Below are 22,567 nucleotides of genomic sequence, written 5' to 3' on the forward strand. Positions count from 1 at the left end.
GCGCGGGCGATGCCGATGCGCTGGCGCTGGCCGCCGGAGAACTCGTTCGGGTAGCGGTTGTAGTGCTCGGGGTTGAGGCCCACCGTCTCCAGCAGTTCCTGGGCGCGCTTCTTGTGCCCCTGGGGCGGGTTGATGCCGTTGAGCCGCATCGGCGTCTCGATGATGGTGCCGACGGTGTGCCGGGGGTTCAGCGACGAGTACGGGTCCTGGAAGATCATCTGGAGGTTGCGCCGCGCCTCCTGCATCCGCCCGGGCGACCGGTGCGTGATGTCCTCGCCGTCGAACACGACGGAGCCGCCGGTGGGTTCGAGCAGCCGGGTGATCAGCCGGCCCGTGGTCGACTTGCCGCAGCCGGACTCGCCGACCAGCCCCAGCGACTCACCGGGCCCGACCGAGAAGTCGATGCCGTCGACGGCCCGGACGGCCCCGATCCGGCGCTGGAAGATGATGCCCTGCCGGATGGGGAAGTGCTTCTGCAGACCACTCACCTCCAGCAGGTTCTCGCCGGTGTGCTCGGCGGCGGGGCGGTCGGTGCTCCGCCCGGTGCGGGGCTCGGTGGTGCTCACGGTATGTTCCCTTTCGTCCGCCGCCGTCACTGCGCGGCCCGTGCGGCTGCGACGCCCCGGTCGTCCGGGCCGTCCCCGCCGCGGATCTCCTGCTTGGCGTCGTCGCCGAGATGGCACGCGGCGAGGTGCCGTTCGCTGCCGGAGACGAGACGCAGCTCGGGCCGCTCGGCCGTGCAACGGCCGCCCGGCACCCAGCCCTTGTAGGCGCAGCGGGGATGGAAGGCGCAGCCGTCCGGCAGGCTGATCAGGCTGGGCGGGTTGCCGGGGATCGGGTTGAGCCGTTCGCCGACGTCGCCACTGAGGTGCGGCATCGACTGCAACAGGCCCCAGGTGTACGGGTGCTGGGGGTCCTTGAGGACGTCGCGGGTGGTGCCGTACTCGATGCGTCGTCCGCCGTACATCACCAGGATGTCGTCGGCGACGTCGGCGACCACGCCGAGATCGTGCGTGATGATGACGACGGCCGAGCCGAACTCCTCCTGGAGGTCGCGGATCAGGTCCAGGATCTGCGCCTGGACGGTGACGTCCAGGGCGGTCGTGGGCTCGTCGGCGATGAGCAGCTCGGGGTCGCACACCAGCGACATGGCGATCATGGCGCGCTGGCGCATGCCGCCGGAGAACTGGTGCGGGTAGTCCCCGACCCGGCGCTCGGGCTGCGGGATGCCGACCCGCTTCAGCATCTCCACGGCGCGGTCCCCGGCCTCCTTCCTGGAGACCTTGTGGTGGACCCGGTAGGCCTCGGCGATCTGCGAGCCGACGGTGAAGAAGGGGTGCAGCGCGGACAGCGGGTCCTGGAAGATCATGGAGACCGAGCGGCCGCGCAGGGCGCGCATCCTGGCCTCGGGCAGGGCGACGAGTTCCCTTCCCTCCAGCCAGATCTCGCCGCTGACCTGGGCGCGGGTGCCCTTGTGCAGCCCGAGCAGGGCCAGTGAGGTCACCGACTTGCCGGAGCCGGACTCGCCGACGATGCCGAGGGTCCTGCCCTTCTCCAGGGTGAAGGAGACGCCGTCGACGGACTTGACGAGGCCGTCCTCGGTCGGGAAGTGCACCTTCAGGTCGCGCACGTCGAGGAAGGATGCGGGCGCGGGCGCGACGTCCGCGGGCTGCGGTGAGGTCAGAGTGGACACGGGTGTTCCTAAGGACGAAGAAGGGCTCAGGCGAGGCGCACGCGCGGGTCGACGAGGCCGTACACGAGGTCGACGACGACGTTGGCGAGGACGACGAACGTCGCGGCGAAGAGCGTGGTGCCGAGGATGACCGGCAGGTCGGAGTTCTGCACGGAGTCGACCGCGAGCTTGCCGATGCCGTTGATGCCGAACACCGACTCGGTGATGACCGCGGAGCCGCCGATCAGGGAGCCGACGTCCATGCCGAAGATGGTGATGACGGGGGTGATGGCGGCCCGCAGGCCGTGCTTGAGGACGACGGTGGCGGCCGGCAGGCCCTTGGCGCGGGCGGTGCGCATGTAGTCCTCGGCGAGGACCTCCAGCATGGAGGAGCGGGTGAGCCGGGTGTACATCGCGAGGTAGACGATGACGAGGGTGGTCCACGGCAGGATCAGGCCCTTGAACCAGCCGGCCGGGTCCTCGGTGATCGGGGTGTAGCCGGAGGTCGGCAGGATCTGGAAGGTGTCGACGAAGAGGTACAGCAGGAGCAGACCGATGAAGTAGATCTGCACCGACACGCCGAACAGGGCGATCCCCACCGCCGTCTTGTCGGCGGCCCTGCCCCGGCGTACCGCGGCCACGGTGCCGAGGCCGACGCCCAGGACCAGGAAGGCCACCGCGGCCCCGAGGCCCAGGGAGAGGTCCGCCGGGAAGTCCGACAGCAGGGTGGTCAGCACGGGGGTGTCGGTCTGGAAGGAGACGCCGAGACAGGGCGCGCCGCAGTGGATGCGCACGCTCTGGTCGCCGAAGTCACGTCCGGCGAACAGTCCCTTGAGGAATTCCCAGTACTGGGTCAGGTAGCTCTGGTCCAGGCCCAGCGAGTGCTTGATCTCCGCGAGGCGCGAGGGCGAGCAGGTCTTTCCGCAGGCCAGGAGTGCGGGGTCGGACGGCAGCGCGAAGAAGATGAAGAAGGTGATCGTGGTGATCACCAGCATGATCAGGGCCGCTGCCAGGAGGCGTCTGATGAGGTAACGAAACATGGGGTGCCGGGACCTGACGTGAGTGGGGTGCCCGCCGGCGGCCGGGGCCGCCGGCGGGGTTCAGAGGGGCTGCGTCACTTCTTGATGTAGACGTGGACCAGGCTCGGCTCGGCCAGGATCGTGTCGGGGATGACCCCGCCGACCTTGGAGCCGGACATGTCGCTGAAGTTCATGTACGTCAGCGGGACCACGGCGGCGTCCTTGAGGATCTGCTGGTCCATCTGCCCGTAGGCGGCGTTCCGCTGCTTGACGTCCGTCATCTTGGCGGCCTTGTCGATGAGCGCGTTGACCTTGGGGTCGTTCAGGTAGGACAGGTCCTGGTTGGCCTGCGGGTTCTTCTTGATGAGCCGGCCGTCGAAGAGGGTGGGCAGCACCGTGGAGGCGTTGGGCCAGTCGGCGATCCAGTCGCCCCAGGTCAGGTCGTACTGGTTCTTCGTGTTGTTGACGGTGCTGAAGTAGCTCGACGCGTCGATCGGGGAGATGTTGACGTGGATGCCGATGCGCTCCAGAGCGGTCTTCACCGCGTCGGCGAAGTGCTCCTGGGTGGGCGTGTTCTCCACGGCGATCGACATGCTGGGCTTCGGGTTGCCCGCCTGTCTCATCAGCTCCTTCGCCTTGGCCAGGTTGCCCGCGGGGTTGGCGCTGTACAGGTTGAACTCCTTGTAGCCGCCGATGCCGGGGCTCAGCATGGTGGTGGCGTAGTCGCCGTAGGCGGAGCCGCCGAAGGCACCGCGGACCGTGGTCTTGTCGACGGCGTACTCGATCGCCTGGCGGACTTTCAGGTTCTTGACGCGGTTGGTGTTGATGGCCAGGTAGTTGATGCCCGGCGCGGGGATCTTGTAATAACGGCTCTTCAGTGAGGGGTCGTTGGCCAGCTGGGCCAGGTCGGAGCCGGCGATCGGCCACTGCTGGATCGACGTCTGCGCGGTGCCCGCGTCGGCCTTGATCTGCTGGTCGATGGCGGCCTCGTCCTGGCCGAATTCGACATCCATCCCGTCCACGTTCTGCTGCCGGATGGGGTCGGTCGACCGGGACCAGTACTTGTTCCGCGTGAGGACGAGCTCCTTGTTCTTGGTGTACGACTTGATCATGTACGGGCCGTCGGACCAGACCTTGGTGTCGTACGTCGAGCCGGTGTCATGGGCCTTGGGCACGGCGGACCAGCCGGGCATCGCGGTGGTCTCGTTGAAGTCGGCCACCGGCTGGTTCAGGTGGAAGACGATCGTGTACTTGTCCGGCGTCTGAATGGAGGCGAGCTCCTTGCCCTGGTAGGGGCCCTTGTAGTCGGAGCCGCCGACGAGCCACTGGGACGCGTAGGGCGGGCCACCGTTGATGTCGGAGGAGAAGAACCGCTCCACGCCGTACTTCACGTCCGGCGCGGTGACCTCCGTGCCGTCCTGGTACTTGACTCCGTGCCGCAGGTGGAACGTCCAGACCGTGGCGTCCTTGGACTGCGTTCCGGTGTCGGTCGCGAGGTCGCCGACCAGCTTGGGGGTCGAGCCCGTCTCGTCCCAGCCGGTGAGGGTGCGGACGATCTCCTCGTCCATGCTCGAACCCTCGGTCGTGTAGACGCGTTGCGGGTCGAGGTGGTCGAAGTCCGCCTTGTCGAGGACGGTCAGCGTGCCGCCCTTTCCGGGGGCACCGCTTTGGCCGGTGCTGGAGGAACCCCCGCATGCGGTGGCCCCCAGGGCGATGACCACGGCGGTCGCCGTGAGAGCGACCGTGCGCGATCTGCGCGTTCTGCGCGTCATTGAGGAGTACTCCGTTCTTGCTACGGGCTCGGCGGCCGTTCGTGGGACCACCGGGCCGACACTCGTCAGGGGGTGGCTTGTCAGCCGCGCCGGGCGCGGGGGTCCAGGGCGTCCCGGACGCCGTCACCGAGCAGGTTGAGCGCCAGGACCAGGAGGAAGAGCAGGACACCGGGCACGAAGAGGTACATCGGGTCCTGGAGGAAGAACTGGGAGGCGTCCGACAGCAGGGCACCCCAGTCGGGGTTGGGCGGGATGACACCGACGCCCAGATAGGACAGGGCCGCCTCGGTGGTGATGTTCTGCGGAACGGCGAGCGCGAAGGAGATGAGGATCGGCGCCCACAGGTTGGGCAGCAGCTGCCGGAAGAGGATGTGCCGGCGGCCGGCGCTCATCAGCCGCGCCGCGTCGACGAACTCCCGCTCCCGCAGGGACAGGACCTGCCCGCGCACCAGACGGGCGGTGTACGCCCAGGCGAAGACGGCGATGTTGAGGACCAGGACGAGCAGCCGGAGGTTCTCGTCGGTGCCGCCGTGGCTGTTGGTCTGGAGCGCGTTCTGGATCACCGGGGTGAGCGCGATGATGAACAGCAGCTGCGGGAACGCCAGCATCACGTCCATGATCCGCGAGAGCAGGGAGTCGACCCAGCCGCCGAAGTAACCGGCGGCGAGCCCGGCGACGACGCCGACCGCGGTGGACAGCACGGCCGAGGCGAATCCCACGTAGAGGGAGGTGCGCAGGCCGTAGACGATACGGGCGAACAGGTCGTATCCGGTGCCCGGTTCGACGCCGAGCAGGTGCTGGGCACTGACGCCGCCCAGCGATCCGAAGGGGAAGTTGCCCGTGTCCGGATTGATCGCCTTGTTGTCGGGGGTGACCGGCCCCCAGCCGGTCAGCGCGGTGAGCACGGGCGCGAGGAGCGCGATCGCGATGAACAGGAGGGTGGCCACCAGGGCGGCCGTGGTGACCTTGTCCCGCCTGATCCGCCGCCAGGCCATCCGGGCCGGTGAGCGGCCGGCGACAACCGTGCCGCCGGGTCTGGAGTCCTGCGTCGACGGCTCGGTCAGCAGTGTGGTGCCGCCGCCGGCGTCGACCGGCTGGTGTTGCGTGGTCATCGTACGGACATCCCGGATCTGCCCCTGGGGCAAGGAAATTGGGTGGCGGTCGTTGTTTCCGCCGTGAGACTCTGCGGACTTTCGCAACGGTGTGCGAGCCCGGTCAAGCCACGCAGGGGCGAGAAAAGGGATTGTTTGCGGTCATGGAAAAGTGTTGACGAGAGCAGGGAATGCGATTACCCGCCGCGTGAATGTTTGCGGGAGATTCCTTGGGCAGTCATTGGCGGTGACTCCTGCGTGATTTCCTTTTGCTTTTCCCTCGGAATCCCCCGTGCCGGGTAAAGAACGGGGGCGGCGCGCCGGGGGTCAGCCGACCGGTACCCCGGCCTCCAGGTAGAGCGCCGCCCCGCGTTCGCGTGCCCTCAGGGCCCAGCGCAGCCGCTCGTATCGCACCGGGGGCAGCAGCTCTGCGGCCTCCTCCTCGGTGACGAAGCGCCAGGCGCGCAGCTCGGGGCCGGGCAGCAGCAGCCGCCCCGCCTCGGCGGAATCGAGGAGGCCGCCGTCGAAGAGGAGCCGCAGACCGCCGTAGCCGGGGGGCGCGGGGCGCTCCCAGTCGACGACGAGCAGGCCCGGCACCTCGTCGAGGCTGATGCCGGTCTCCTCGGAGACCTCGCGCATCCCGGCGCGTGCGGGCGCCTCACCGGGTTCGACGACACCGCCGGGGAACTCCCAGCCGGCCTTGTACGTGGGGTCGACGAGCAGCACCCGGTCCTGCTCGTCGAAGAGGAGCACTCCGGCGGCGACGGTCTCGGCGGTGGGCTCGGGCGTCTGCACGATGTCGCAGACGGGTACGGAACCGCTGGTGACGGCCTCGGCGACCCGGACCGCCGTCTCGTACGGGGTGAGGTCGCTGGTGTCGACCGGGTGGGCGTCGGCGATGAGCCAGGAGGCGAGAGCGGCCCGGTAGGGCTCAATGTGGTCGAAGGACCACTGGCGTATTCGCAGGTCGCCGTCGGGCAGGTCGCGCGGGACCTCACGCCCCGCTATCCGCTCCCGCAGTATCGTTTCGGCCGGAGCGAGCAGGATGTGGCTGACCGGAATCCTGCGCGCGGCCAGGCCGCCGAAGATCTCGTCGCGGTACTCCTGGCGCAGCAGGGTCATGGGGACGACGAGGGTCCCGCCGAGCTCGGCGAGCATCGCGGCCGCCGTGTCGATCACCAGCCGTCGCCAGATCGGCAGGTCCTGGTAGTCGCCGGCTTCCGCGAGGTGTTTGGGTGGCAGCAGGTGGGCGAGCGCGCCGCCGACGACCTCCGGGTCGAAGAGCGTGCTGTTCGGGATCAGTTCGATCAGTTCCCGTGCGGTGGTGGTCTTCCCCGCACCGAACGCGCCGTTGATCCAGACGACGGTCACAGGTCCCCCTCTTCTGTTGGCCCCCTGAGGCTTGCCCGCTCCACCCTGCCACGGAAACCAGCCGCAGTTGAGGGCGCACATGACGACGGCGCCGGCGCCCCCCTCACGCGGGAGCGCCGACGCCGTGGCCGCGATGCCGTGCGGCTCGTCAGCCCTTCTTCTTCGCCTGGGTGCCGTCCTCCCGGTCCAGGGACAGGCTGTCCTTGGCGACCGTCTCGTCGAGGGTCTTGAGGGTCTCGTCGACGCTCAGGGTGCCGAGGCCGTCCCCGAGGGCGTGGGACGGGGTGACCGCCGCGACGACGAAGCCGGTGGCGAGGGAGGCGATGGCGAGCATGCTGCGCTTCTTCATGCCCGACTCAACTGCCGGACCCGCCCCGGGGTCACGCAACCGCCTGCGACCGGGCGAAGCGGGCGTCACGCCGAGTCGTCGTCCGGGCCGGCTCCCCACGTCCCGGGTCCGCCGCCGCGCCACTCGATCAGCCCGGTGGCCGCCACGTAGGCCGCGTCCGCGTCCTCGATCCCGGCTCGCCGCAGGAACTCCGCCACGTCGAGCGGTCCGTAGGCGATGCCGAGGAACTGGTCGTCCACACGGACCCGCCGGCCGCCGTCCGCGGCGGGCGGGTAGACCACGACGGGTTTCTCGGACGCCATGGCACCAGCGTGCGCGGGGACGGCACCGCCCGCGCGCCGGGATGGGCCGTTCAGCCCGCCCCCTCGCGGTTGCGGCACGGGCGCAGACGCCGCCGGTGCCGGGACGCACCGGCGGCTGCGCTCCGTCCGGGTCAGGCGCCCACGTAGGCCGCCAGGTGCTCCCCGGTCAGGGTGGAGCGGGCCTCGACTAGGTCGGCGGGGGTGCCCTCGAAGACGATCCGGCCGCCGTCGTGACCCGCTCCGGGGCCGAGGTCGATGATCCAGTCGGCGTGCGCCATGACCGCCTGGTGGTGCTCGATCACGATGACCGACTTGCCGGAGTCGACGAGCCGGTCGAGCAGGCCCAGCAGCTGCTCGACGTCCGCCAGGTGGAGACCGGTGGTCGGCTCGTCGAGGACGTACACGCCGCCCTTCTCCCCCATGTGCGTGGCCAGCTTGAGCCGCTGCCGCTCGCCACCGGACAGCGTGGTGAGCGGCTGCCCGAGGGTGAGGTAGCCGAGCCCGACGTCCGCGAGCCGCTCCAGGATCCGGTGCGCGGCGGGGGTGCGGGCCTCGCCGCTGCCGAAGAACTCCTCGGCCTCGGTCACCGGCATCGCCAGCACCTCGCTGATGTCCCGGCCGCCGAGGCGGTACTCCAGCACCGACGCCTCGAACCGCTTGCCCTCGCACTCCTCGCAGGGCGTGGCGACGCTCTGCATGATCGCCAGGTCGGTGTAGATGACACCGGCGCCGTTGCAGGTGGGGCAGGCCCCCTCGGAGTTGGCGCTGAACAGCGCCGGCTTCACCCCGTTGGCCTTGGCGAAGGCCTTGCGGATCGGGTCGGCCAGCCCGGTGTACGTCGCCGGGTTGCTGCGCCGGGAGCCGCGGATCGGGGTCTGGTCGATCGCCACGACGCCCTCGGCCCCGGCCTGCCGGGCCATCGAGCCGTGCACGAGTGAGCTCTTGCCGGAGCCGGCCACACCGGTCACGACGGTGAGGACGCCGAGCGGGATGTCGACGTCGAGGTCGTGCAGGTTGTTCGCCGAGGCTCCCCGGACCTCCAGCACGCCGGTGGGCTTGCGGACCGCCGCCTTGATCTTGGCCCGGTCGTCGAGGTGGCGGCCGGTGACGGTGTCGCTGCCGCGCAGCCCCTCCAGGGTTCCTTCGAAGCAGACGGTGCCGCCCGCCCGGCCGGCACCGGGGCCGAGGTCCACGACGTGGTCGGCGATGGCGATCGTCTCCGGCTTGTGTTCCACCACCAGCACGGTGTTGCCCTTGTCGCGCAGGCGCAGGAGCAGGTTGTTCATCCGCTGGATGTCATGGGGGTGCAGGCCGATGGACGGCTCGTCGAAGACGTAGGTGACGTCGGTGAGCGAGGAGCCGAGGTGGCGGATCATCTTGGTGCGCTGTGCCTCGCCGCCGGAGAGCGTGCCCGAGGCCCGGTCGAGCGAGAGGTAGCCGAGGCCGATCTCCACGAACGAGTCCAGGGTGTGCTGGAGCTTGGCCAGCAGCGGTGCCACCGACGGCTCCTCCAGTCCCCGGACCCATTCCGCCAGGTCGCGGATCTCCATCGCGCAGGCGTCGGCGATGTTGACCTCGCCGATCTTCGAGGAACGGGCGAGCTCGCTCAGCCGGGTGCCCTCGCACTCGGGGCAGCGGGTGAAGGTGACCGCCCGGTCCACGAAGGCGCGGATGTGCGGCTGCATCGACTCGCGGTCCTTGGAGAGGAAGGTCTTCTGGATCTTCGGGATCAGCCCCTCGTAGGTGAGGTTGACGCCGTTGATCTTCACCTTGACCGGCTCGCGGTACAGGAAGTCGTGCCGCTCTTTCTTGGTGTAGTTCCGGATCGGCTTGTCCTTGTCGAAAAAGCCCGACTCGGCGATGACCCGCACCACCCAGCCGCCCCCGGTGTAGGTGGGGATCGTGAACGGGTCCTCGGAGAGCGACTTGGAGTCGTCGTAGAGCTGGGTGAGGTCGATGTCGGAGACGGTGCCCCGGCCCTCGCAGTGCGTGCACATGCCGCCGGTGCGGCTGAAGGACACCTTTTCGGTTCTGGTCTTGTCGGCACCGCGGTCCACCGTGAACCCGCCGCTCGCGGAGACCGAGGCGGTGTTGAAGGAGAAGGCGCCGGGCGGGCCGATGTGGGGCGTGCCGAGCCGGCTGAAGAGGATCCGCAGCATGGCGTTGGCGTCGGTGGCGGTGCCGACGGTGGAGCGGGGGTCGGAACCCATGCGCTGCTGGTCGACGGCGATCGCGGTCGTCAGCCCGTCCAGCACGTCGACCTCGGGCCGGGCCAGGTTCGGCATGAACCCTTGCAGGAAGGCGCTGTAGGTCTCGTTGATCAGCCGCTGCGACTCCGCCGCGATCGTGTCGAACACCAGCGAGCTCTTGCCCGAACCGGAGACGCCGGTGAACACCGTGAGCCGGCGCTTGGGGATCTCGATGCTGACGTCCCTGAGGTTGTTCTCGCGCGCGCCGTGCACGCGGATCACGTCATGGCTGTCGGCAACGTGCGGCCCGGGCGACTGACTGTCCGTCGTCTTGGCCTTGCTCATGGTGTCTCCATCTGCCGGGCGGCGCTGCCGCGTTCGGGCGGTCTCGGCCCCCCGCGCGGCTCCGAGGGCGGCGCGGGGGGAGGTGCGGTGCGGGGGTTGCTAGAGCGCCTTCAGCTGCTGGATGCGGACCATGTTGCCCGCGGGGTCGCGGAAGGCGCAGTCGCGGACGCCGTAGGGCTGGTCCACCGGCTCCTGGACCACCTCGGCATCGCCCGCCTGCACCCGCTCGAAGGTGCCGTCGACGTCGGTGGTGGCCAGGACGATGCTGGCGTAGGTGCCCTTGGCCATCATCTCCGTGATGGTGCGGCGTTCGTCGTCGGTGATGCCGGGGTCGGCGGCCGGCGGGTGCAGCACGATGTTCGTCCCGGGCTGGCCGACAGGGCCGACCGTGATCCAGCGCATGCCCTCGTAGCCGACGTCGTTCCTGACTTCGAAGCCGAGGGTGTCGCGGTAGAACGCCAGGGCGGCGTCCGGGTCGTCGTGCGGGAGGAAGCTGGCGTGAATGTGGAGGTCCATGGCCATCACGCTAGTTTCGGCTCGCGGCGGGCGCTTCTCGATTCCTGACCGGTCTGGTCACCTGCTTCGCCACGCACGACGGGATGCCGGCCGTCGCACGCGCCGCCTCGCGCCGGTAGGCGCTGGGCGGCATGCCGACCAGCTCGGTGAAGCGGGTGCTGAAGGTGCCCAGTGATGCGCAGCCGACCTCGAAGCACACCTCGGTGACGCTCAGGTCTCCGCGGCGCAGCAGCGCCATGGCGCGTTCGATGCGCCGCGTCATGAGGTAGCTGTACGGCGACTCCCCGTACGCCTGCCGGAAGGCGCGGCTCAGGTGTCCGGCCGACATGTGCACGCCCCGGGCGAGCGCCTCGACGTCCAGAGGCTTCGCGTACTCCCGGTCGATCCGGTCCTTGACACGGCGCAGCCGGGCGAGGTCACGCAGGTGCTGCGCCGAGGCGGGTCTGCTGCTCACAAGCGCGATCGTGCCACACCGCACGCACGTGCGGTTGATTTCCGACGAACCGGAAGGTACTGGTCCGTATCACCCCGGAGTACCCGCCGGCCCCGCGCCGACCCGCATCGCCCCGGAGCCACCACCGGCCCCCACACCGCTCCACATCGCCCGGAGCCACCATCGACGCCCGCGCCCCTCCACATCGCCCGGAGCCCCCCACTGCTCCCCATCCCCCGGAGCCACCACCGGCCCCGACACCGCTCCGCATCACCCCGGAGCCCCACCGGTCCCCACACCGGCCCGTATCGCGCCCGGAGGGATCGCCCGCTACACCGGCCCGCTGCGCGCCACCACCCAGGCTGAACGTTCCTGCCCGCTTGGCCGACCCGGCCTCACACCCCGGCCGCCGCGGCGTCCGTCCGCTTCGCCAGTGCTGCCGCCGCGGCGCCCACCAGCCCGGCGTCGGTGCCCATCTGCGCCGGTGCCACCGCCAGGTGCCGGACGAAGGACAGCGTCGCGTAGGTGCCCAGCGCCTTGCGCAGGGGCTCGAAGAGGATGTCGCCCGCCTTGCCCACTCCCCCGCCGATCACGGCGATGTCGATCTCCACGAGCGTCGCGGTGGCCGCGATCCCGGCGGCCAGGGCCTGGGCGGCCCGCTCGAAGGAGGCGACCGCGACCGGGTCGCCGGAGCGCGCGGCGTCGGCCACCGCGGCGGCCGACGCGTCCCCGTCGGGGCCCGGCCGCCAGCCGTTCTCCAGGGCGCGCCGGGCGATGTTGGGACCACTCGCTATGCGCTCCACGCAGCCGTGCGAGCCGCACGGGCACAGATCGCCGTCGAGTTCGACACTGATGTGACCGATGTGGCCCGCGTTGCCGGTGGGTCCGGGGTGAAGCCGTCCTCCGAGCACGAGACCGCCGCCGACGCCCGTGGAGACGACCATGCACAGCGCGTTGGCGTGACCGCGGGCGGCGCCCTGCCAGTGCTCGGCCGCCGTGATCGCCACACCGTCGCCGATCAGCTCGACGGGCAGATTCCCGGCGGCGGCCCGCACCCGGGCGACGAGCGGGTAGTCGCGCCAGCCGGGCACGTTCACCGGGCTCACCGTGCCCGCGGAGGCGTCCACGGGCCCGGCGCTGCCGATCCCCACCGCCGTGGCACGCCCCCACAGCGGCGACGCGACGAGCTCGCCGAGCACCGCCTCCACGGCCCGCATCACGGTGTCGCCGTCCTCCCGGGCGGGCGTCGGCCGCTGGGCGCGGACCAGGATCCGGCCACGGCCGTCCACCAGAGCGCCGGCGATCTTGGTGCCGCCGATGTCGAGCGCGGCCACGAGGTCGGTGTGCATCAGAGTCGGATCTCCCCGTCGGGCATGAGAAAAACGCCGAGAACAGCCATCAAGCAGGGCAAGCAGCGGCCCGGTCCCGCGGGGATGCGCGGGGCCGGAGATTGCGGTGGACAGTCTCCCCCGAGCCTGACAACGTTGTCCAGGCTCTATGCTCGACGCCACATCCTCATACAAACCCAGGATCGACGCACCCCCGTGGACGACAGGACAGGACTGGACACCGTGGCCCCTACCCCCCTCCGATCCGCAGCGCGCTACGGCACCCGGCCGACCATGAAGGACGTAGCGGCCCGCGCCGGAGTAGGCCTCAAGACGGTCTCCCGCGTCGTGAACGGGGAACCGGGGGTCACCCCGGAGACGGAACGGCGGGTCCAGGAGGCGATCGACGCCCTCGGTTTCCGCCGCAACGACAGCGCGCGAGTGCTGCGCAAGGGCCGCACGGCGAGCATCGGCCTGGTCCTGGAAGACCTCGCGGACCCGTTCTACGGACCGCTGAGCCGGTCGGTCGAGGAGGTGGCCCGCGCGCACGGCGCCCTCCTGATCAACGGCTCCAGCGCGGAGGACCCCGAGCGCGAGCAGGAGCTGGTGCTGGCCCTGTGCGCGCGGCGGGTGGACGGGCTGGTGGTGATCCCGGCCGGGGACGACCACCGGTATCTGGAGCCCGAGCTCAAGGCGGGCGTCGCCACGGTGTTCGTGGACCGGCCCGCCGGTCACATCGACGCCGACGTCGTCCTGTCGGACAACTACGGCGGCGCCCGCGGCGGCGTCGCCCACCTCATCGCGCACGGACACCGCCGGATCGGCTTCATCGGCGACATGCCCCGCATCCACACCGCCGCCGAGCGGCTGCGCGGCTACCGGGCCGCGATGGAGGACGCGGGCATACCGGTGGCGGGCTCCTGGATGTCCCTCGGTGTCACCGGCCCCGAGCGGGTGCGCAGGGCGGCCGAGGAGATGCTGACCGGCCCCGACCCGGTGACGGCGATCTTCGCCGCCAACAACCGCGTGACGGTCACCGTGATCCGCGTGCTCGCCGAGCAGGCCCGCCGGGTCGCCCTGGTCGGCTTCGACGACATCGAGCTCGCCGACCTGCTCCAGCCGGGCGTCACGGTCGTCGCCCAGGACGCGGCGGACATCGGCCGCACCGCGGCGGAACGTCTCTTCCGGCAGCTGGACGGCACCCTGGTCACCCCCGAGCGCATCGAGCTGCCGACGCGGCTGATCACCCGCGGCTCGGGCGAGATCCCCCCGGCGGACTGAGCGGCCGATGGACGACGCCACCGATCGCACGCTGCGGGCGCTGGGCCTGCACGAGGCGCCCCGCGAGCACCCGCTGCTGTATCCGGGCGCGTGGCCGACGGAATCCGGGCTCCTCGTCGGGGACCGCTTCCTGCCGCTGGAGCGGCTGGTGCACGAGGACCGCACACCGGTCATCGCGATCGGGTCCAACGGCTGCCCGGGGCAGCTCCGGCACAAGATGACGGAGTTCGGGATCGGGTCGCCGCTGCCGATGGTCAAGGCCCGGGTGACGGGGGTCGACGCCGGCGTCTCGGCGCACGTCAGCCGCATGGGGTACGTGTCGGCCTCGCCGGTCGGCGCCCCGGACACCGTGCGGGAGCTGTTCGTGCTGTGGCTCGACGCCGAGCAGCTCGCGGTGATCGACGCGAGCGAGGGCGCGCCGGCGCCGGGCGGCAACTTCGACCGGGCCTGGCTGCCGTCGCCCGACATCCTGATCGACCTCGCGGACGGCACGCGCCTGCCCGGGGCGTACGCCTACGTCAACCGGCACGGTGTCCTCCACGACGGCACGGGCCGGCCGCGCACGCACCCGGGTGAGCGGGAGCTGCTGACGGAGCTGATCGTCGGGCTGCCCCGGCTGCGGGAGCTGTTCGGTGTCGTGCCCGAGGAGTTCTGCGCGCGGGCCCGCGGGGACCGGCGGCTGTGCGAGCGGGGGACGTGGCTGTTCATCGAGGAGAAGCTGGTGACGTCCTCCGGTCTCGAACGGTACGTGGCGGCCTCGGCTCGGGCTCAGCAGAGCGGGAGCCCGGGGACCGGCGCGTCGTTGTCACCGCCCTTGATGTAGACGTCGCTGAACCAGACGTTCGTGTTGCCGCTGTCGTCGTCGGTCTTCGCCCACCAGATGTTGGTCCACTCCCCGGCGGTCTCACGGCGGCCCAGGTTCTGCTGGCAGTAGAAGTAGTTGGTGCCCGCTTTGAGGATGCCGACCTTGGCGCCCGAGGCGGTGTAGGAGTCGGCGGTCTTCCAGACCGTGCAGTTGTACTTGCCGCCGCCGATGGGGTGGCAGACCGGGGCCGGGGTGGTCGGGCCGTCGGAGGCGGCGCCGTCCGGGGTCTCTCCGCCGGTGGCGCCGCTGGTGTCACGGCCGGCGGGCTTGGCGGGGGCGGAGGTGGTCGCCCGGCCGGTGGGCTCGGGGTCCTTCTTGCCGTCGGGCCTCGCGGACGGATCCGTGCCCTTGTCGTCGCCCTGGGGCGTGGACCTCGGGGCGTTCGAGCCGTCGTCCGCGCCGCCGGGATCGGAGGGCCCGCTGCCGGTGCCTGCGGTGCCGGTCCGTGCGGCGGTGTCCTTGCCGCCGGAGTCGCCTGAATCGCCCGAGTCGCCGACGAGCGCGATCGTGGTCCCGGCGGTGGCGAGCACGACGGCGACGGCCGCGGCGGCGAGCAGCACGCGCGCCTTGCGCCGGGGCGCGGAGGAGTCGGCGTTCACCGGGGCGGTGGCGGCGGAGGCACCGGGGGCGTTGGTGGCGGAGGCACCGGGGGCGATGGCGGCGGGATCGACCGGACCGAAGCCCTGGGGCGCGGCGTCCGGGCCCTGCGGGCCGATGCCTTGCGATGCCGGGCGGCCTTGCGGCGTCGCGTGGCCGGAGCCGGTGGCCTCCGGACCGCCGGGGCCGGTGGCCTCCGGACCGCCGGCACCCGCGGCTCCCGCCGCCCCCGCGGCTCCGAACACGGCTGCCGTACCGGAATCGGCACGGTGCTGCGGGGGTCCGAACCCGGGCGGTATGGACGGGACGCTGCGTTCCGTCTCGGCGCGCGGGGGTGGGGACGCGGGGCCCCGCAGAGCAGAGGTCGGTGTGTCCGTGCCGCCCGTGTCCGCGACCGTCTGGAGCAGTTCGCGGGCCCGGTCGGCCTCCGGGCGGGACTCGGGGCGCTTGTCCAGCAGCCGCTGGAGGACGGGCGCGAGGGAGCCGGCGCGGCGGGGCTCCGGCAGCGGCTCGGTGACGATCGCGGTGAGCGTGGAGAACGTGGACGTGCGTCGGAAGGGCGAGGAGCCCTCGACGGCCGCGTACAGGGTGGCGCCCAGGGCCCAGATGTCGGAGGCGGGACCGGGGTCGGCGCCCTGCGCGCGCTCGGGGGCGAGGTAGTCGAGGGAGCCGACGAGTTCGCCGCTGCGGGTGAGGTGCGTGGCCGAGCCGTCCCCCGGGTCGTCCATCGTGGCGATGCCGAAGTCGGTGAGGACGACCCGGCCCGAGCGGTCGAGCAGGATGTTGGCCGGCTTCACGTCCCGGTGCAGGACGCCGGCGCGGTGGGCGGCGGCCAGGGCGTCCATGACCTTCGCGCCGATGCCGGCGGTCTCGCCCGGGTCCAGCGTGCCCCGCTCGCGCAGGACGTCGTCCAGGGACGGCCCGTCGACCAGTTCCATGACGATGATCGGGCGGCCGTCGACCTGGGCGATGTCGTGCACGGAGATGACGCCGGGATGGCGCACCCGGGCCGCCGCGCGCGCCTCGCGGCGCATCCGCACCTGGAGATCCGCCAGTTCGGGACCGGCCGCGTCGGTGTAGGTGCGCAGCTCCTTGACCGCGACCTCACGGCCGAGGACCTCGTCGACGGCCTTCCAGACGACGCCCATGCCACCGCGCCCCAGCGCCGCCGTGACGCGATAGCGGCCGGCCAGCAGCCGTCCGGCCCCGTCCGCCTGCCCGTGCTCCCCCGTTGACACCACTGCCCCGTTCCTGTGACCGCACCCGGATGCGCCGACGGCTGACACCGCCGGTGCGTGGCGTACAGACTACGGGGCGGCGGTGACGACGTCGGCCGCCGGTGACCGCTGTGACAGGGCCGGTACGCGCCGGCCGGTCCGCCGTGCGGACGGTGTCAGGCGGAGGCCGTCAGATCACCGCGCCGGGGCGCCGCGAAGGACTCCAGGTCCGCCCGGGTCAGACCGGCCAGGCGGGCGACCTCCCCGTTGTCCAGGGCGCCGCAGTCCAGGCCGCGCAGCAGGTAGCCGCTGAGGGCCTTGGCGGTGGCGGGCTCGTCCATGACGTCGCCGCCGGTGCGGTTGGCGTAGCGGGACAGGCGGGCGGCGGCCTGCTCGAAGCCCTCGCGGTAGAAGGCGAAGACGGCCGCGTAGCGGGTGGGGATGTGGCCGGGGTGCATGTCCCAGCCCTGGTAGTAGGCGCGGGCCAGGGCGCGGCGGGTGAGGCCGTAGTGCAGGCGCCAGGCGTCGTGGACCTTGGCGGTCGGGCCGACCGGCAGGACGTTCGTGGAGCCGTCCGAGACGCGTACGCCGGTGCCGGCCGCCGCGACCTGCATGACGGCCTTGGCGTGGTCGGCGGCGGGGTGGTCACTGGCCTGGTGGGCGGCGGAGACGCCGAGGCAGGCGCTGTAGTCGAAGGTGCCGTAGTGCAGGCCGGTGGCGCGGCCCTCGGCGGCCTGGATCATGCGGGCGACGGTGGCGGTGCCGTCGGCGGCGAGGATGGACTGGCTGGTCTCGATCTGGATCTCGAAGCCGATCCGGCCGGGTTCGAGGCCGTGGGTCTTCTCGAAGGCGTCCAGCAACCGCGCCATGGCGGTGACCTGCTCGGCGTAGGTCACCTTGGGCAGGGTGAGCACAAGCCCGCCGGGCAGGCCGCCGGCCTCCATCAGGCCGGTGAGGAAGATGTCGAGGGTGCGGATGCCCCGGGCGCGGACGGGCGCTTCCATGCACTTCATGCGGATGCCCATATACGGGGCGGCGGTGCCTTCCGCGTAGGCCCCGGCGACGATCCGGGCGGCGCGGGCTGCGGCCTCGTCCTCCTCGGCGTCGGGGCGGTTGCCGTAGCCGTCCTCGAAGTCGACGCGCAGGTCCTCGATCGGCTCGCGCTCCAGCTTGGCGCGCACGCGCGCGTGGACGGGCTCGGCGAGTTCCTCGGAGAGGCCGAGGACGGCGGCGAAGGTCGCGGCGTCGGGGGCGTGTTCGTCGAGTGCCGCGAGGGCGCGGTCGCCCCAGGAGCGGACGGTGTCGGCCGCGAAGGCGTCGCCGGGTACGTAGACGGTGTGGACGGGCTGGCGGGTGCCGGGGTCTCCGGGGTAGCGGCGCTCCAGTTCGGCGTCGACCGGCGCGAGGGAGGCGCTGATCTCCTCGCTGACGGCGCCCGCGAGGCTGGTCGCCACCTTCTCCTGCTGGCCCTGACCCATTCCGAGACCCTCCTGTTTTCCGCTGTACGGAATCAACAATCCGTAGAGCGAAGTTATCGGTCGGCCTTCGCCCTGGTCAACACCGTCGTGCGGTGGGATTCCCCATCCTTCCCCCATGATCACCGCGGACCCGCCCTCATCTTCCGTATTCAGCAGGCAAGCTTCATCCTGACGCGCAAGGGGAGGGAGACCACGTGCCCAACGAGGTCGGAGTGACGCGCCGCCACGGGCTCAAGGCAGCGGCGGCGGCCGTCATCGCCGGACCGCTGCTCACCACCGCGGGCCCCACACCGCCCGCTTCCGCCGGCGAGCACCCGGGCGCCCTGAACGTCATGACGTTCAACGTCCGCTTCGGGACCGTCGTCGACACGACACCGCGCTGGGACGTGCGCCGGCCGGTGATGCGGGAACTGCTGCGCCGCGATCCACCGCACCTCATCGGCACCCAGGAAGGGCTGTACCGGCAGGTGCGCGCGATCGAGGAGGATCTCGGCGGGCATCACGACTGGATCGGCACCGGACGCGGGGGCGGCAGCAAGGACGAGTTCATGGCGGTCTTCTACGACACGCGCAGACTCGAACCGATCGAGTTCGATCACTTCTGGCTGTCAGACACCCCGTACACGATCGCCTCGAACACCTGGGGCGCGGACTGGCTGCGCATGGTGACCTGGGTCCGGTTCGCCGATCGCGCCGACGGGGGACGGGAGTTCTACGTCCTCAACACCCACCTCGACAGCGTCAGCCAGTACGCCCGGGAACGCTCGGCGGAGCTCATCGGCGAGACGATCGCCGGGTGGGACCGGTCGGCACCGGTCATCGTCACCGGCGACTTCAACGCGGCCGCCCACGACAACCGGGTGTACGACCTCATGCTGGACATCGGGCTGGTGGACACCTGGGACGCGGCGGCCACGCGGGGCCCGGCGTACGGGACGCACCACGGCTACCGGAGGCTCAAGCCCGGCGGACGGCGCATCGACTGGATCCTCACCACGCCCGGGGTGACCACGCACTGGGCCGGGATGAACACCTTCAGCAGGGACGGGACGTATCCGAGCGACCATCTGCCGGTGCAGGCCTCGATGACCCTGGGATGAGAAGAGGCCCCCGTGACCGTTCGCGCGGTCACGGGGGCCTCCCAGCCGGAATCGATCAGCCCTTGCGGGTCTTGATCTCCTCGGTCAGGGCCGGGACGACGTCGAAGAGGTCGCCGACGACGCCGTAGTCGACGAGGTCGAAGATCGGGGCCTCGGCGTCCTTGTTGATCGCCACGATCGTCTTCGAGGTCTGCATACCGGCGCGGTGCTGGATCGCACCGGAGATGCCGTTGGCGATGTACAGCTGCGGCGAGACGGACTTGCCGGTCTGGCCGACCTGGTTGGTGTGCGGGTACCAGCCGGCGTCCACCGCGGCACGCGAGGCACCGACAGCGGCACCGAGCGAGTCGGCGAGCGCCTCGATGATCGCGAAGTTCTCCGCGCCGTTGACGCCACGGCCACCGGAGACCACGATCGCGGCCTCGGTCAGCTCCGGACGGCCCGTCGACTCACGCGGCGTACGGCCGGTGACCTTGGTGCCGGTGGCCTGGGCGGAGAAGGTCACCGACAGGGCCTCGACCGCACCGGCGGCCGGGGCGGCCTCGACGGCGGCGCTGTTGGGCTTGACCGTGATGACCGGGGTGCCCTTGGAGACACGGGACTTGGTGGTGAAGGACGCGGCGAACACCGACTGCGTGGCCACGGGGCCCTCGTCGCCGGCCTCCAGGTCGACGGCGTCGGTGATGATGCCGGAGCCCAGACGCAGCGCCAGACGGGCGGCGATCTCCTTGCCCTCGGCGGAGGACGGCACCAGCACGGCGACCGGGGACACGGCCTCGTGGGCGGCCTGGAGGGCGTCGACCTTCGGTACGACCAGGTAGTCGGCGTACTCGGCGGCCTCGTGCGTGAGGACCTTGACCGCGCCGTGCTCGGCGAGGGCGGCGGCGGTGTCGCCGGCGCCGTTGCCGAGCGCGACGGCGACGGGCTCGCCGATGCGGCGGGCGAGGGTCAGCAGCTCCAGGGTGGGCTTGCGGACGGCGCCGTCCACGTGGTCGACGTAGACGAGAACTTCAGCCATGGGACTTCTTCTCTCCTGCTTGCGAAAGATGAGGGGCGGTCAGCGAAGGGGCTCAGATGAACTTCTGGCCCGCGAGGAACTCAGCGAGCTGCTTGCCGCCCTCGCCCTCGTCCTTGACGATCGTGCCCGCGGTGCGGGCCGGACGCTCGGCCGCGCCGTCGACCGTGGTGTAGGCGCCCTCCAGGCCGACCTCCTCGGCGTCGATGTCGAGGTCGGACAGGTCCCAGGACTCCACCGGCTTCTTCTTGGCGGCCATGATGCCCTTGAAGGACGGGTAACGGGCCTCGCCCGACTGGTCGGTCACCGACACGACCGCCGGGAGGGAGGCCTCCAGGTTCTCGGAGGCGGCGTCGCCGTCGCGGCGGCCCTTGACCGTGCCGCCCTCGACGGAGACCTCGGAGAGCAGGGTGACCTGCGGGACGCCCAGGCGCTCGGCGAGCAGCGCGGGCACGACGCCCATGGTGCCGTCGGTGGAGGCCATGCCGGAGATGACGAGGTCGTAGCCGGCCTTCTCGATCGCCTTGGCCAGGACCAGGGAGGTGCCGATGGCATCGGTGCCGTGGATGTCGTCGTCCTCGACGTGGATCGCCTTGTCCGCGCCCATGGACAGCGCCTTGCGCAGGGCGTCCTTGGCGTCCTCAGGGCCCACCGTCAGAACGGTGATCTCCACGTCGTCGTCGGAGTTCTCGGAGATCTGCAGCGCCTGCTCGACCGCGTACTCGTCGAGCTCGGAGAGCAGACCGTCCACGTCGTCCCGGTCGACGGTCAGGTCATCGGCGAAGTGCCGGTCGCCAGTGGCGTCGGGCACGTACTTCACAGTGACAACGATCCTCAAGCTCACGCCGGCTCTCCTACTGCATCGTCATTTCCATGCTGCCTACTTGCAGGCAGCATAGGCGCCTCTAGCGTCCGATCCCGGTCGGGGCGAAGCCACGCCCCGAGCGAAATATTACTCGTCAGTACACCCAGTTCGTTCCCGCTAAGCAAGCGCTTTGAACTGTGACCTTCGCAACGCAGCGTAACCGGAACTCGACGGTCACGCAGCCGGGGGGCGCGCCCTGCTCAGTCGCCCAGACGCTGGAAACGTCCCTGGTGGTAGAGGAGCGGGCGGCCGGTGCCCGTGGGATCGCCGGCCACGACCTCGGCGAGCACGATCCGGTGGTCCCCGGCGGGCACGCGTGCGACGACCCGGCCCACCAGCCAGGCGAGCACACCGTCGAGAATGGGAACACCCTTCGGCCCTTCCCGCCAGGCGGTGGGCGGGCCGAAGCGGTCGGCGCCGCTGCGCGCGAAGGTGGCGGCCAGTTCCTGCTGGTGCTCTCCGAGGATGTGGACACCGACGTGGTCCGCCGCCGCGATCGCGGGCCAGCTGGAGGACCCGGTTCCCACCCCGAAGGACAGCAGGGGCGGTTCGGCGGAGACGGACGTCAGGGAGGTCGCGGTGAAGCCCACCGGGCCCGCCTCGCCACGAGCGGTGACGACGGCGACTCCCGCCGCGTGCCGCCGGAAGACCGAGCGCAGGAGGTCGGGCGTGGCGAGGAGGTCCGCAGGCATGCGGTCAGGCTGACGATAACTGGTATGCGCAGTCAAGTTCGTTCCGTGATGTGGGAGATGACTCACGGACGGCGCCCCACCCCTCATACCGCCTCCCCCAGCGCGGCGATCACGTCGGCCTTGCGCGGCTGCCCGGTGGCCCGCCGCACCACCCGGCCGTCGCCGTCCAGGACCAGCACGGTCGGGGTCTTGAGGATGTCCAGCCGCCGTACGAGGTCGAGGTGGGCCTCGGCGTCGATCTCGACGTGGGTCACACCCGGGACCAGGCCGGCGACCTCGCCGAGGACCCGCCGGGTCGCCCGGCAGGGCGCGCAGAACGCGCTGGAGAACTGCACGAGCATGGCCCGCTCGCCGAGCTCCGCTCCCAGGTCCGCCGCATCGAGCCGCTTGCCGTCGTCGCGCCCGCGCACCCTCACTCTCCCGCTCCGCCGCCGCAGCAGCACTCCGTAGGCGCTCGCCGCCGCGAGCACCGCCACGCACACCACCAGTCCGGTCATCACCTGCTGCAAGCGTTCACGAGACCGCAAAGATTCCCGGCCCCGCCACCCGGCCGCTGTGCGGAATGCTTGGTTCCCATGGACATCGATGTGAGAGGGCCGCGTTTCGGCGCGGCCGTCACGGCCGCCGTCCTGGCGGTCGTGCTGGTCACCGGGAGCGCCTGGCTGCTGGCCTGGCAGACGCTGGCGTTCCTGCTCGGCGCGGCGGCCGGGGTCGGACGCTCCCCGTACGGCCTGCTGTTCGCCAAGGCCGTACGGCCGCGCCTGGGGCCGCCGACGGAGTTCGAGGCGCCCGAACCGCCGCGTTTCGCCCAGGTGGTGGGGTTGATTTTCGCCGGACTGGGGCTGGTCGGCTACACCCTGGGTCCCGGCTGGCTGGGACTGGCGGCGACCGGCGCCGCGCTGGCCGCCGCCTTCCTCAATGCTGCGTTCGGGTACTGCCTGGGGTGCGAGTTGTACCTGCTCGTGCGGCGGGTGACGGTCCGCGCGGAGTAATGGGCGCGCAAAAGCACGAGGTGGGAAGGGGCGGGCGACGTGACGAGAATCTCGCCGACGACGGGCACGAGGACTGGC

The 22,567-nt window shown here is 71.3% G+C and carries 22 protein-coding genes; 4 read left to right on the forward strand and 18 right to left on the reverse strand.

Annotated features, from left to right (window positions below; translation table 11 throughout):
• The 12 genes from GTY56_RS20485 to GTY56_RS20540 form a co-directional block, all read right to left on the reverse strand.
• Positions 1–566: ATP-binding cassette domain-containing protein (locus GTY56_RS20485; protein WP_161366805.1), on the reverse strand; the 566-nt coding region annotated here is incomplete at its 3' end.
• Positions 567–592: 26 nt separating this feature from the next.
• Positions 593–1,693 (reverse strand): oligopeptide/dipeptide ABC transporter ATP-binding protein, encoded by a 1,101-nt coding sequence (locus GTY56_RS20490; RefSeq protein ID WP_161366806.1) that lies wholly within the window; start codon positions 1,691–1,693, stop codon positions 593–595.
• Between the two features lie 26 nt (positions 1,694–1,719).
• Positions 1,720–2,712, reverse strand: coding sequence for an ABC transporter permease (locus GTY56_RS20495; RefSeq protein WP_161366807.1), 993 nt, complete (start codon positions 2,710–2,712; stop codon positions 1,720–1,722).
• Positions 2,713–2,786: 74 nt separating this feature from the next.
• A complete protein-coding gene (locus GTY56_RS20500) occupies positions 2,787–4,463 on the reverse strand; it encodes an ABC transporter substrate-binding protein (protein ID WP_161366808.1) in 1,677 nt (558 codons plus the stop codon).
• An 80-nt stretch (positions 4,464–4,543) separates the two neighbouring features.
• Entirely contained in the window at positions 4,544–5,575 is a 1,032-nt protein-coding gene (locus tag GTY56_RS20505) for an ABC transporter permease (RefSeq protein WP_161366809.1), read from the reverse strand.
• A 306-nt stretch (positions 5,576–5,881) separates the two neighbouring features.
• Positions 5,882–6,925, reverse strand: a complete 1,044-nt coding sequence (locus GTY56_RS20510) for an NUDIX domain-containing protein (protein WP_161366810.1) — start codon at positions 6,923–6,925, stop codon at positions 5,882–5,884.
• A gap of 148 nt (positions 6,926–7,073) precedes the next feature.
• Positions 7,074–7,274 (reverse strand): hypothetical protein, encoded by a 201-nt coding sequence (locus tag GTY56_RS20515; protein ID WP_161366811.1) that lies wholly within the window; start codon positions 7,272–7,274, stop codon positions 7,074–7,076.
• A gap of 65 nt (positions 7,275–7,339) precedes the next feature.
• Positions 7,340–7,576 carry a hypothetical protein gene (locus GTY56_RS20520; protein WP_161366812.1) on the reverse strand — a complete coding sequence of 79 codons (237 nt, stop codon included), beginning with the start codon at positions 7,574–7,576 and terminating at the stop codon, positions 7,340–7,342.
• A gap of 131 nt (positions 7,577–7,707) precedes the next feature.
• On the reverse strand, positions 7,708–10,110 hold the full coding sequence (locus GTY56_RS20525) for an ATP-binding cassette domain-containing protein (protein ID WP_161366813.1): 2,403 nt from the start codon (positions 10,108–10,110) through the stop codon (positions 7,708–7,710).
• Between the two features lie 99 nt (positions 10,111–10,209).
• Complete coding sequence (locus GTY56_RS20530) at positions 10,210–10,626, reverse strand: VOC family protein (protein WP_161366814.1); 417 nt, start codon at positions 10,624–10,626, stop codon at positions 10,210–10,212.
• 10 nt (positions 10,627–10,636) lie between these two features.
• Entirely contained in the window at positions 10,637–11,080 is a 444-nt protein-coding gene (locus GTY56_RS20535) for a helix-turn-helix domain-containing protein (protein ID WP_161366815.1), read from the reverse strand.
• A 374-nt stretch (positions 11,081–11,454) separates the two neighbouring features.
• Positions 11,455–12,408 (reverse strand): ROK family protein, encoded by a 954-nt coding sequence (locus GTY56_RS20540; protein WP_161366816.1) that lies wholly within the window; start codon positions 12,406–12,408, stop codon positions 11,455–11,457.
• A gap of 195 nt (positions 12,409–12,603) precedes the next feature.
• Between GTY56_RS20540 and GTY56_RS20545 the strand changes: the two genes are divergently transcribed.
• Together GTY56_RS20545 and GTY56_RS20550 are read left to right on the forward strand one after the other, a co-directional pair.
• Entirely contained in the window at positions 12,604–13,668 is a 1,065-nt protein-coding gene (locus GTY56_RS20545) for a LacI family DNA-binding transcriptional regulator (RefSeq protein ID WP_524540122.1), read from the forward strand.
• Positions 13,669–13,675: 7 nt separating this feature from the next.
• Positions 13,676–14,491 carry a hypothetical protein gene (locus GTY56_RS20550; RefSeq protein WP_161366818.1) on the forward strand — a complete coding sequence of 272 codons (816 nt, stop codon included), beginning with the start codon at positions 13,676–13,678 and terminating at the stop codon, positions 14,489–14,491.
• On the opposite strand, the gene GTY56_RS20555 is transcribed toward GTY56_RS20550, so the two are convergent.
• Together GTY56_RS20555 and GTY56_RS20560 are read right to left on the reverse strand one after the other, a co-directional pair.
• Entirely contained in the window at positions 14,437–16,368 is a 1,932-nt protein-coding gene (locus GTY56_RS20555; protein WP_161366819.1) for a protein kinase domain-containing protein, read from the reverse strand. The two genes, GTY56_RS20550 and GTY56_RS20555, sit on opposite strands and share 55 nt — an antisense overlap.
• Positions 16,369–16,523: 155 nt before the next feature.
• Positions 16,524–17,825, reverse strand: a complete 1,302-nt coding sequence (locus GTY56_RS20560) for a DUF6986 family protein (RefSeq protein WP_161366820.1) — start codon at positions 17,823–17,825, stop codon at positions 16,524–16,526.
• A gap of 194 nt (positions 17,826–18,019) precedes the next feature.
• On the opposite strand from GTY56_RS20560, the gene GTY56_RS20565 reads away from it, so the two are divergent.
• The gene (locus tag GTY56_RS20565; RefSeq protein ID WP_161366821.1) at positions 18,020–18,925 is read left to right on the forward strand and encodes an endonuclease/exonuclease/phosphatase family protein; all 906 of its coding nucleotides are present in this window, start codon (positions 18,020–18,022) and stop codon (positions 18,923–18,925) included.
• A gap of 55 nt (positions 18,926–18,980) precedes the next feature.
• On the opposite strand, the gene GTY56_RS20570 is transcribed toward GTY56_RS20565, so the two are convergent.
• The 4 genes from GTY56_RS20570 to GTY56_RS20585 form a co-directional block, all read right to left on the reverse strand.
• Positions 18,981–19,943 carry an electron transfer flavoprotein subunit alpha/FixB family protein gene (locus GTY56_RS20570; RefSeq protein WP_161366822.1) on the reverse strand — a complete coding sequence of 321 codons (963 nt, stop codon included), beginning with the start codon at positions 19,941–19,943 and terminating at the stop codon, positions 18,981–18,983.
• A 52-nt stretch (positions 19,944–19,995) separates the two neighbouring features.
• Positions 19,996–20,784 (reverse strand): electron transfer flavoprotein subunit beta/FixA family protein, encoded by a 789-nt coding sequence (locus GTY56_RS20575; protein ID WP_161366823.1) that lies wholly within the window; start codon positions 20,782–20,784, stop codon positions 19,996–19,998.
• A gap of 221 nt (positions 20,785–21,005) precedes the next feature.
• Complete coding sequence (locus GTY56_RS20580; RefSeq protein WP_161366824.1) at positions 21,006–21,497, reverse strand: flavin reductase family protein; 492 nt, start codon at positions 21,495–21,497, stop codon at positions 21,006–21,008.
• A gap of 83 nt (positions 21,498–21,580) precedes the next feature.
• Positions 21,581–21,994 (reverse strand): thioredoxin family protein, encoded by a 414-nt coding sequence (locus GTY56_RS20585; protein WP_161366837.1) that lies wholly within the window; start codon positions 21,992–21,994, stop codon positions 21,581–21,583.
• 78 nt (positions 21,995–22,072) lie between these two features.
• Here GTY56_RS20585 and GTY56_RS20590 point away from each other — a divergent pair, with 78 nt between their 5' ends.
• On the forward strand, positions 22,073–22,489 hold the full coding sequence (locus GTY56_RS20590; RefSeq protein WP_161366825.1) for a DUF4395 domain-containing protein: 417 nt from the start codon (positions 22,073–22,075) through the stop codon (positions 22,487–22,489).
• The last annotated feature ends 78 nt before the right edge of the window (positions 22,490–22,567 follow it).

The sequence above is a fragment of the Streptomyces sp. SID5643 genome (assembly GCF_009872555.1).
GTDB lineage: Bacteria > Actinomycetota > Actinomycetes > Streptomycetales > Streptomycetaceae > Streptomyces > Streptomyces iakyrus.

Coding starts and splice junctions, on each gene's coding strand:
- GTY56_RS20530 (WP_161366814.1), bottom strand. CDS start 10,626: ATGGACCTCCACATTCACGCCAGCTTCCTCCCGCACGACGACCCGGAC.
- GTY56_RS20505 (WP_161366809.1), bottom strand. CDS start 5,575: ATGACCACGCAACACCAGCCGGTCGACGCCGGCGGCGGCACCACACTG.
- GTY56_RS20590 (WP_161366825.1), top strand. CDS start 22,073: ATGGACATCGATGTGAGAGGGCCGCGTTTCGGCGCGGCCGTCACGGCC.
- GTY56_RS20550 (WP_161366818.1), top strand. CDS start 13,676: ATGGACGACGCCACCGATCGCACGCTGCGGGCGCTGGGCCTGCACGAG.
- GTY56_RS20520 (WP_161366812.1), bottom strand. CDS start 7,576: ATGGCGTCCGAGAAACCCGTCGTGGTCTACCCGCCCGCCGCGGACGGC.
- GTY56_RS20525 (WP_161366813.1), bottom strand. CDS start 10,110: ATGAGCAAGGCCAAGACGACGGACAGTCAGTCGCCCGGGCCGCACGTT.
- GTY56_RS20560 (WP_161366820.1), bottom strand. CDS start 17,825: ATGGGTCAGGGCCAGCAGGAGAAGGTGGCGACCAGCCTCGCGGGCGCC.
- GTY56_RS20540 (WP_161366816.1), bottom strand. CDS start 12,408: ATGCACACCGACCTCGTGGCCGCGCTCGACATCGGCGGCACCAAGATC.
- GTY56_RS20570 (WP_161366822.1), bottom strand. CDS start 19,943: ATGGCTGAAGTTCTCGTCTACGTCGACCACGTGGACGGCGCCGTCCGC.
- GTY56_RS20580 (WP_161366824.1), bottom strand. CDS start 21,497: ATGCCTGCGGACCTCCTCGCCACGCCCGACCTCCTGCGCTCGGTCTTC.
- GTY56_RS20500 (WP_161366808.1), bottom strand. CDS start 4,463: ATGACGCGCAGAACGCGCAGATCGCGCACGGTCGCTCTCACGGCGACC.
- GTY56_RS20585 (WP_161366837.1), bottom strand. CDS start 21,994: ATGACCGGACTGGTGGTGTGCGTGGCGGTGCTCGCGGCGGCGAGCGCC.
- GTY56_RS20515 (WP_161366811.1), bottom strand. CDS start 7,274: ATGAAGAAGCGCAGCATGCTCGCCATCGCCTCCCTCGCCACCGGCTTC.
- GTY56_RS20495 (WP_161366807.1), bottom strand. CDS start 2,712: ATGTTTCGTTACCTCATCAGACGCCTCCTGGCAGCGGCCCTGATCATG.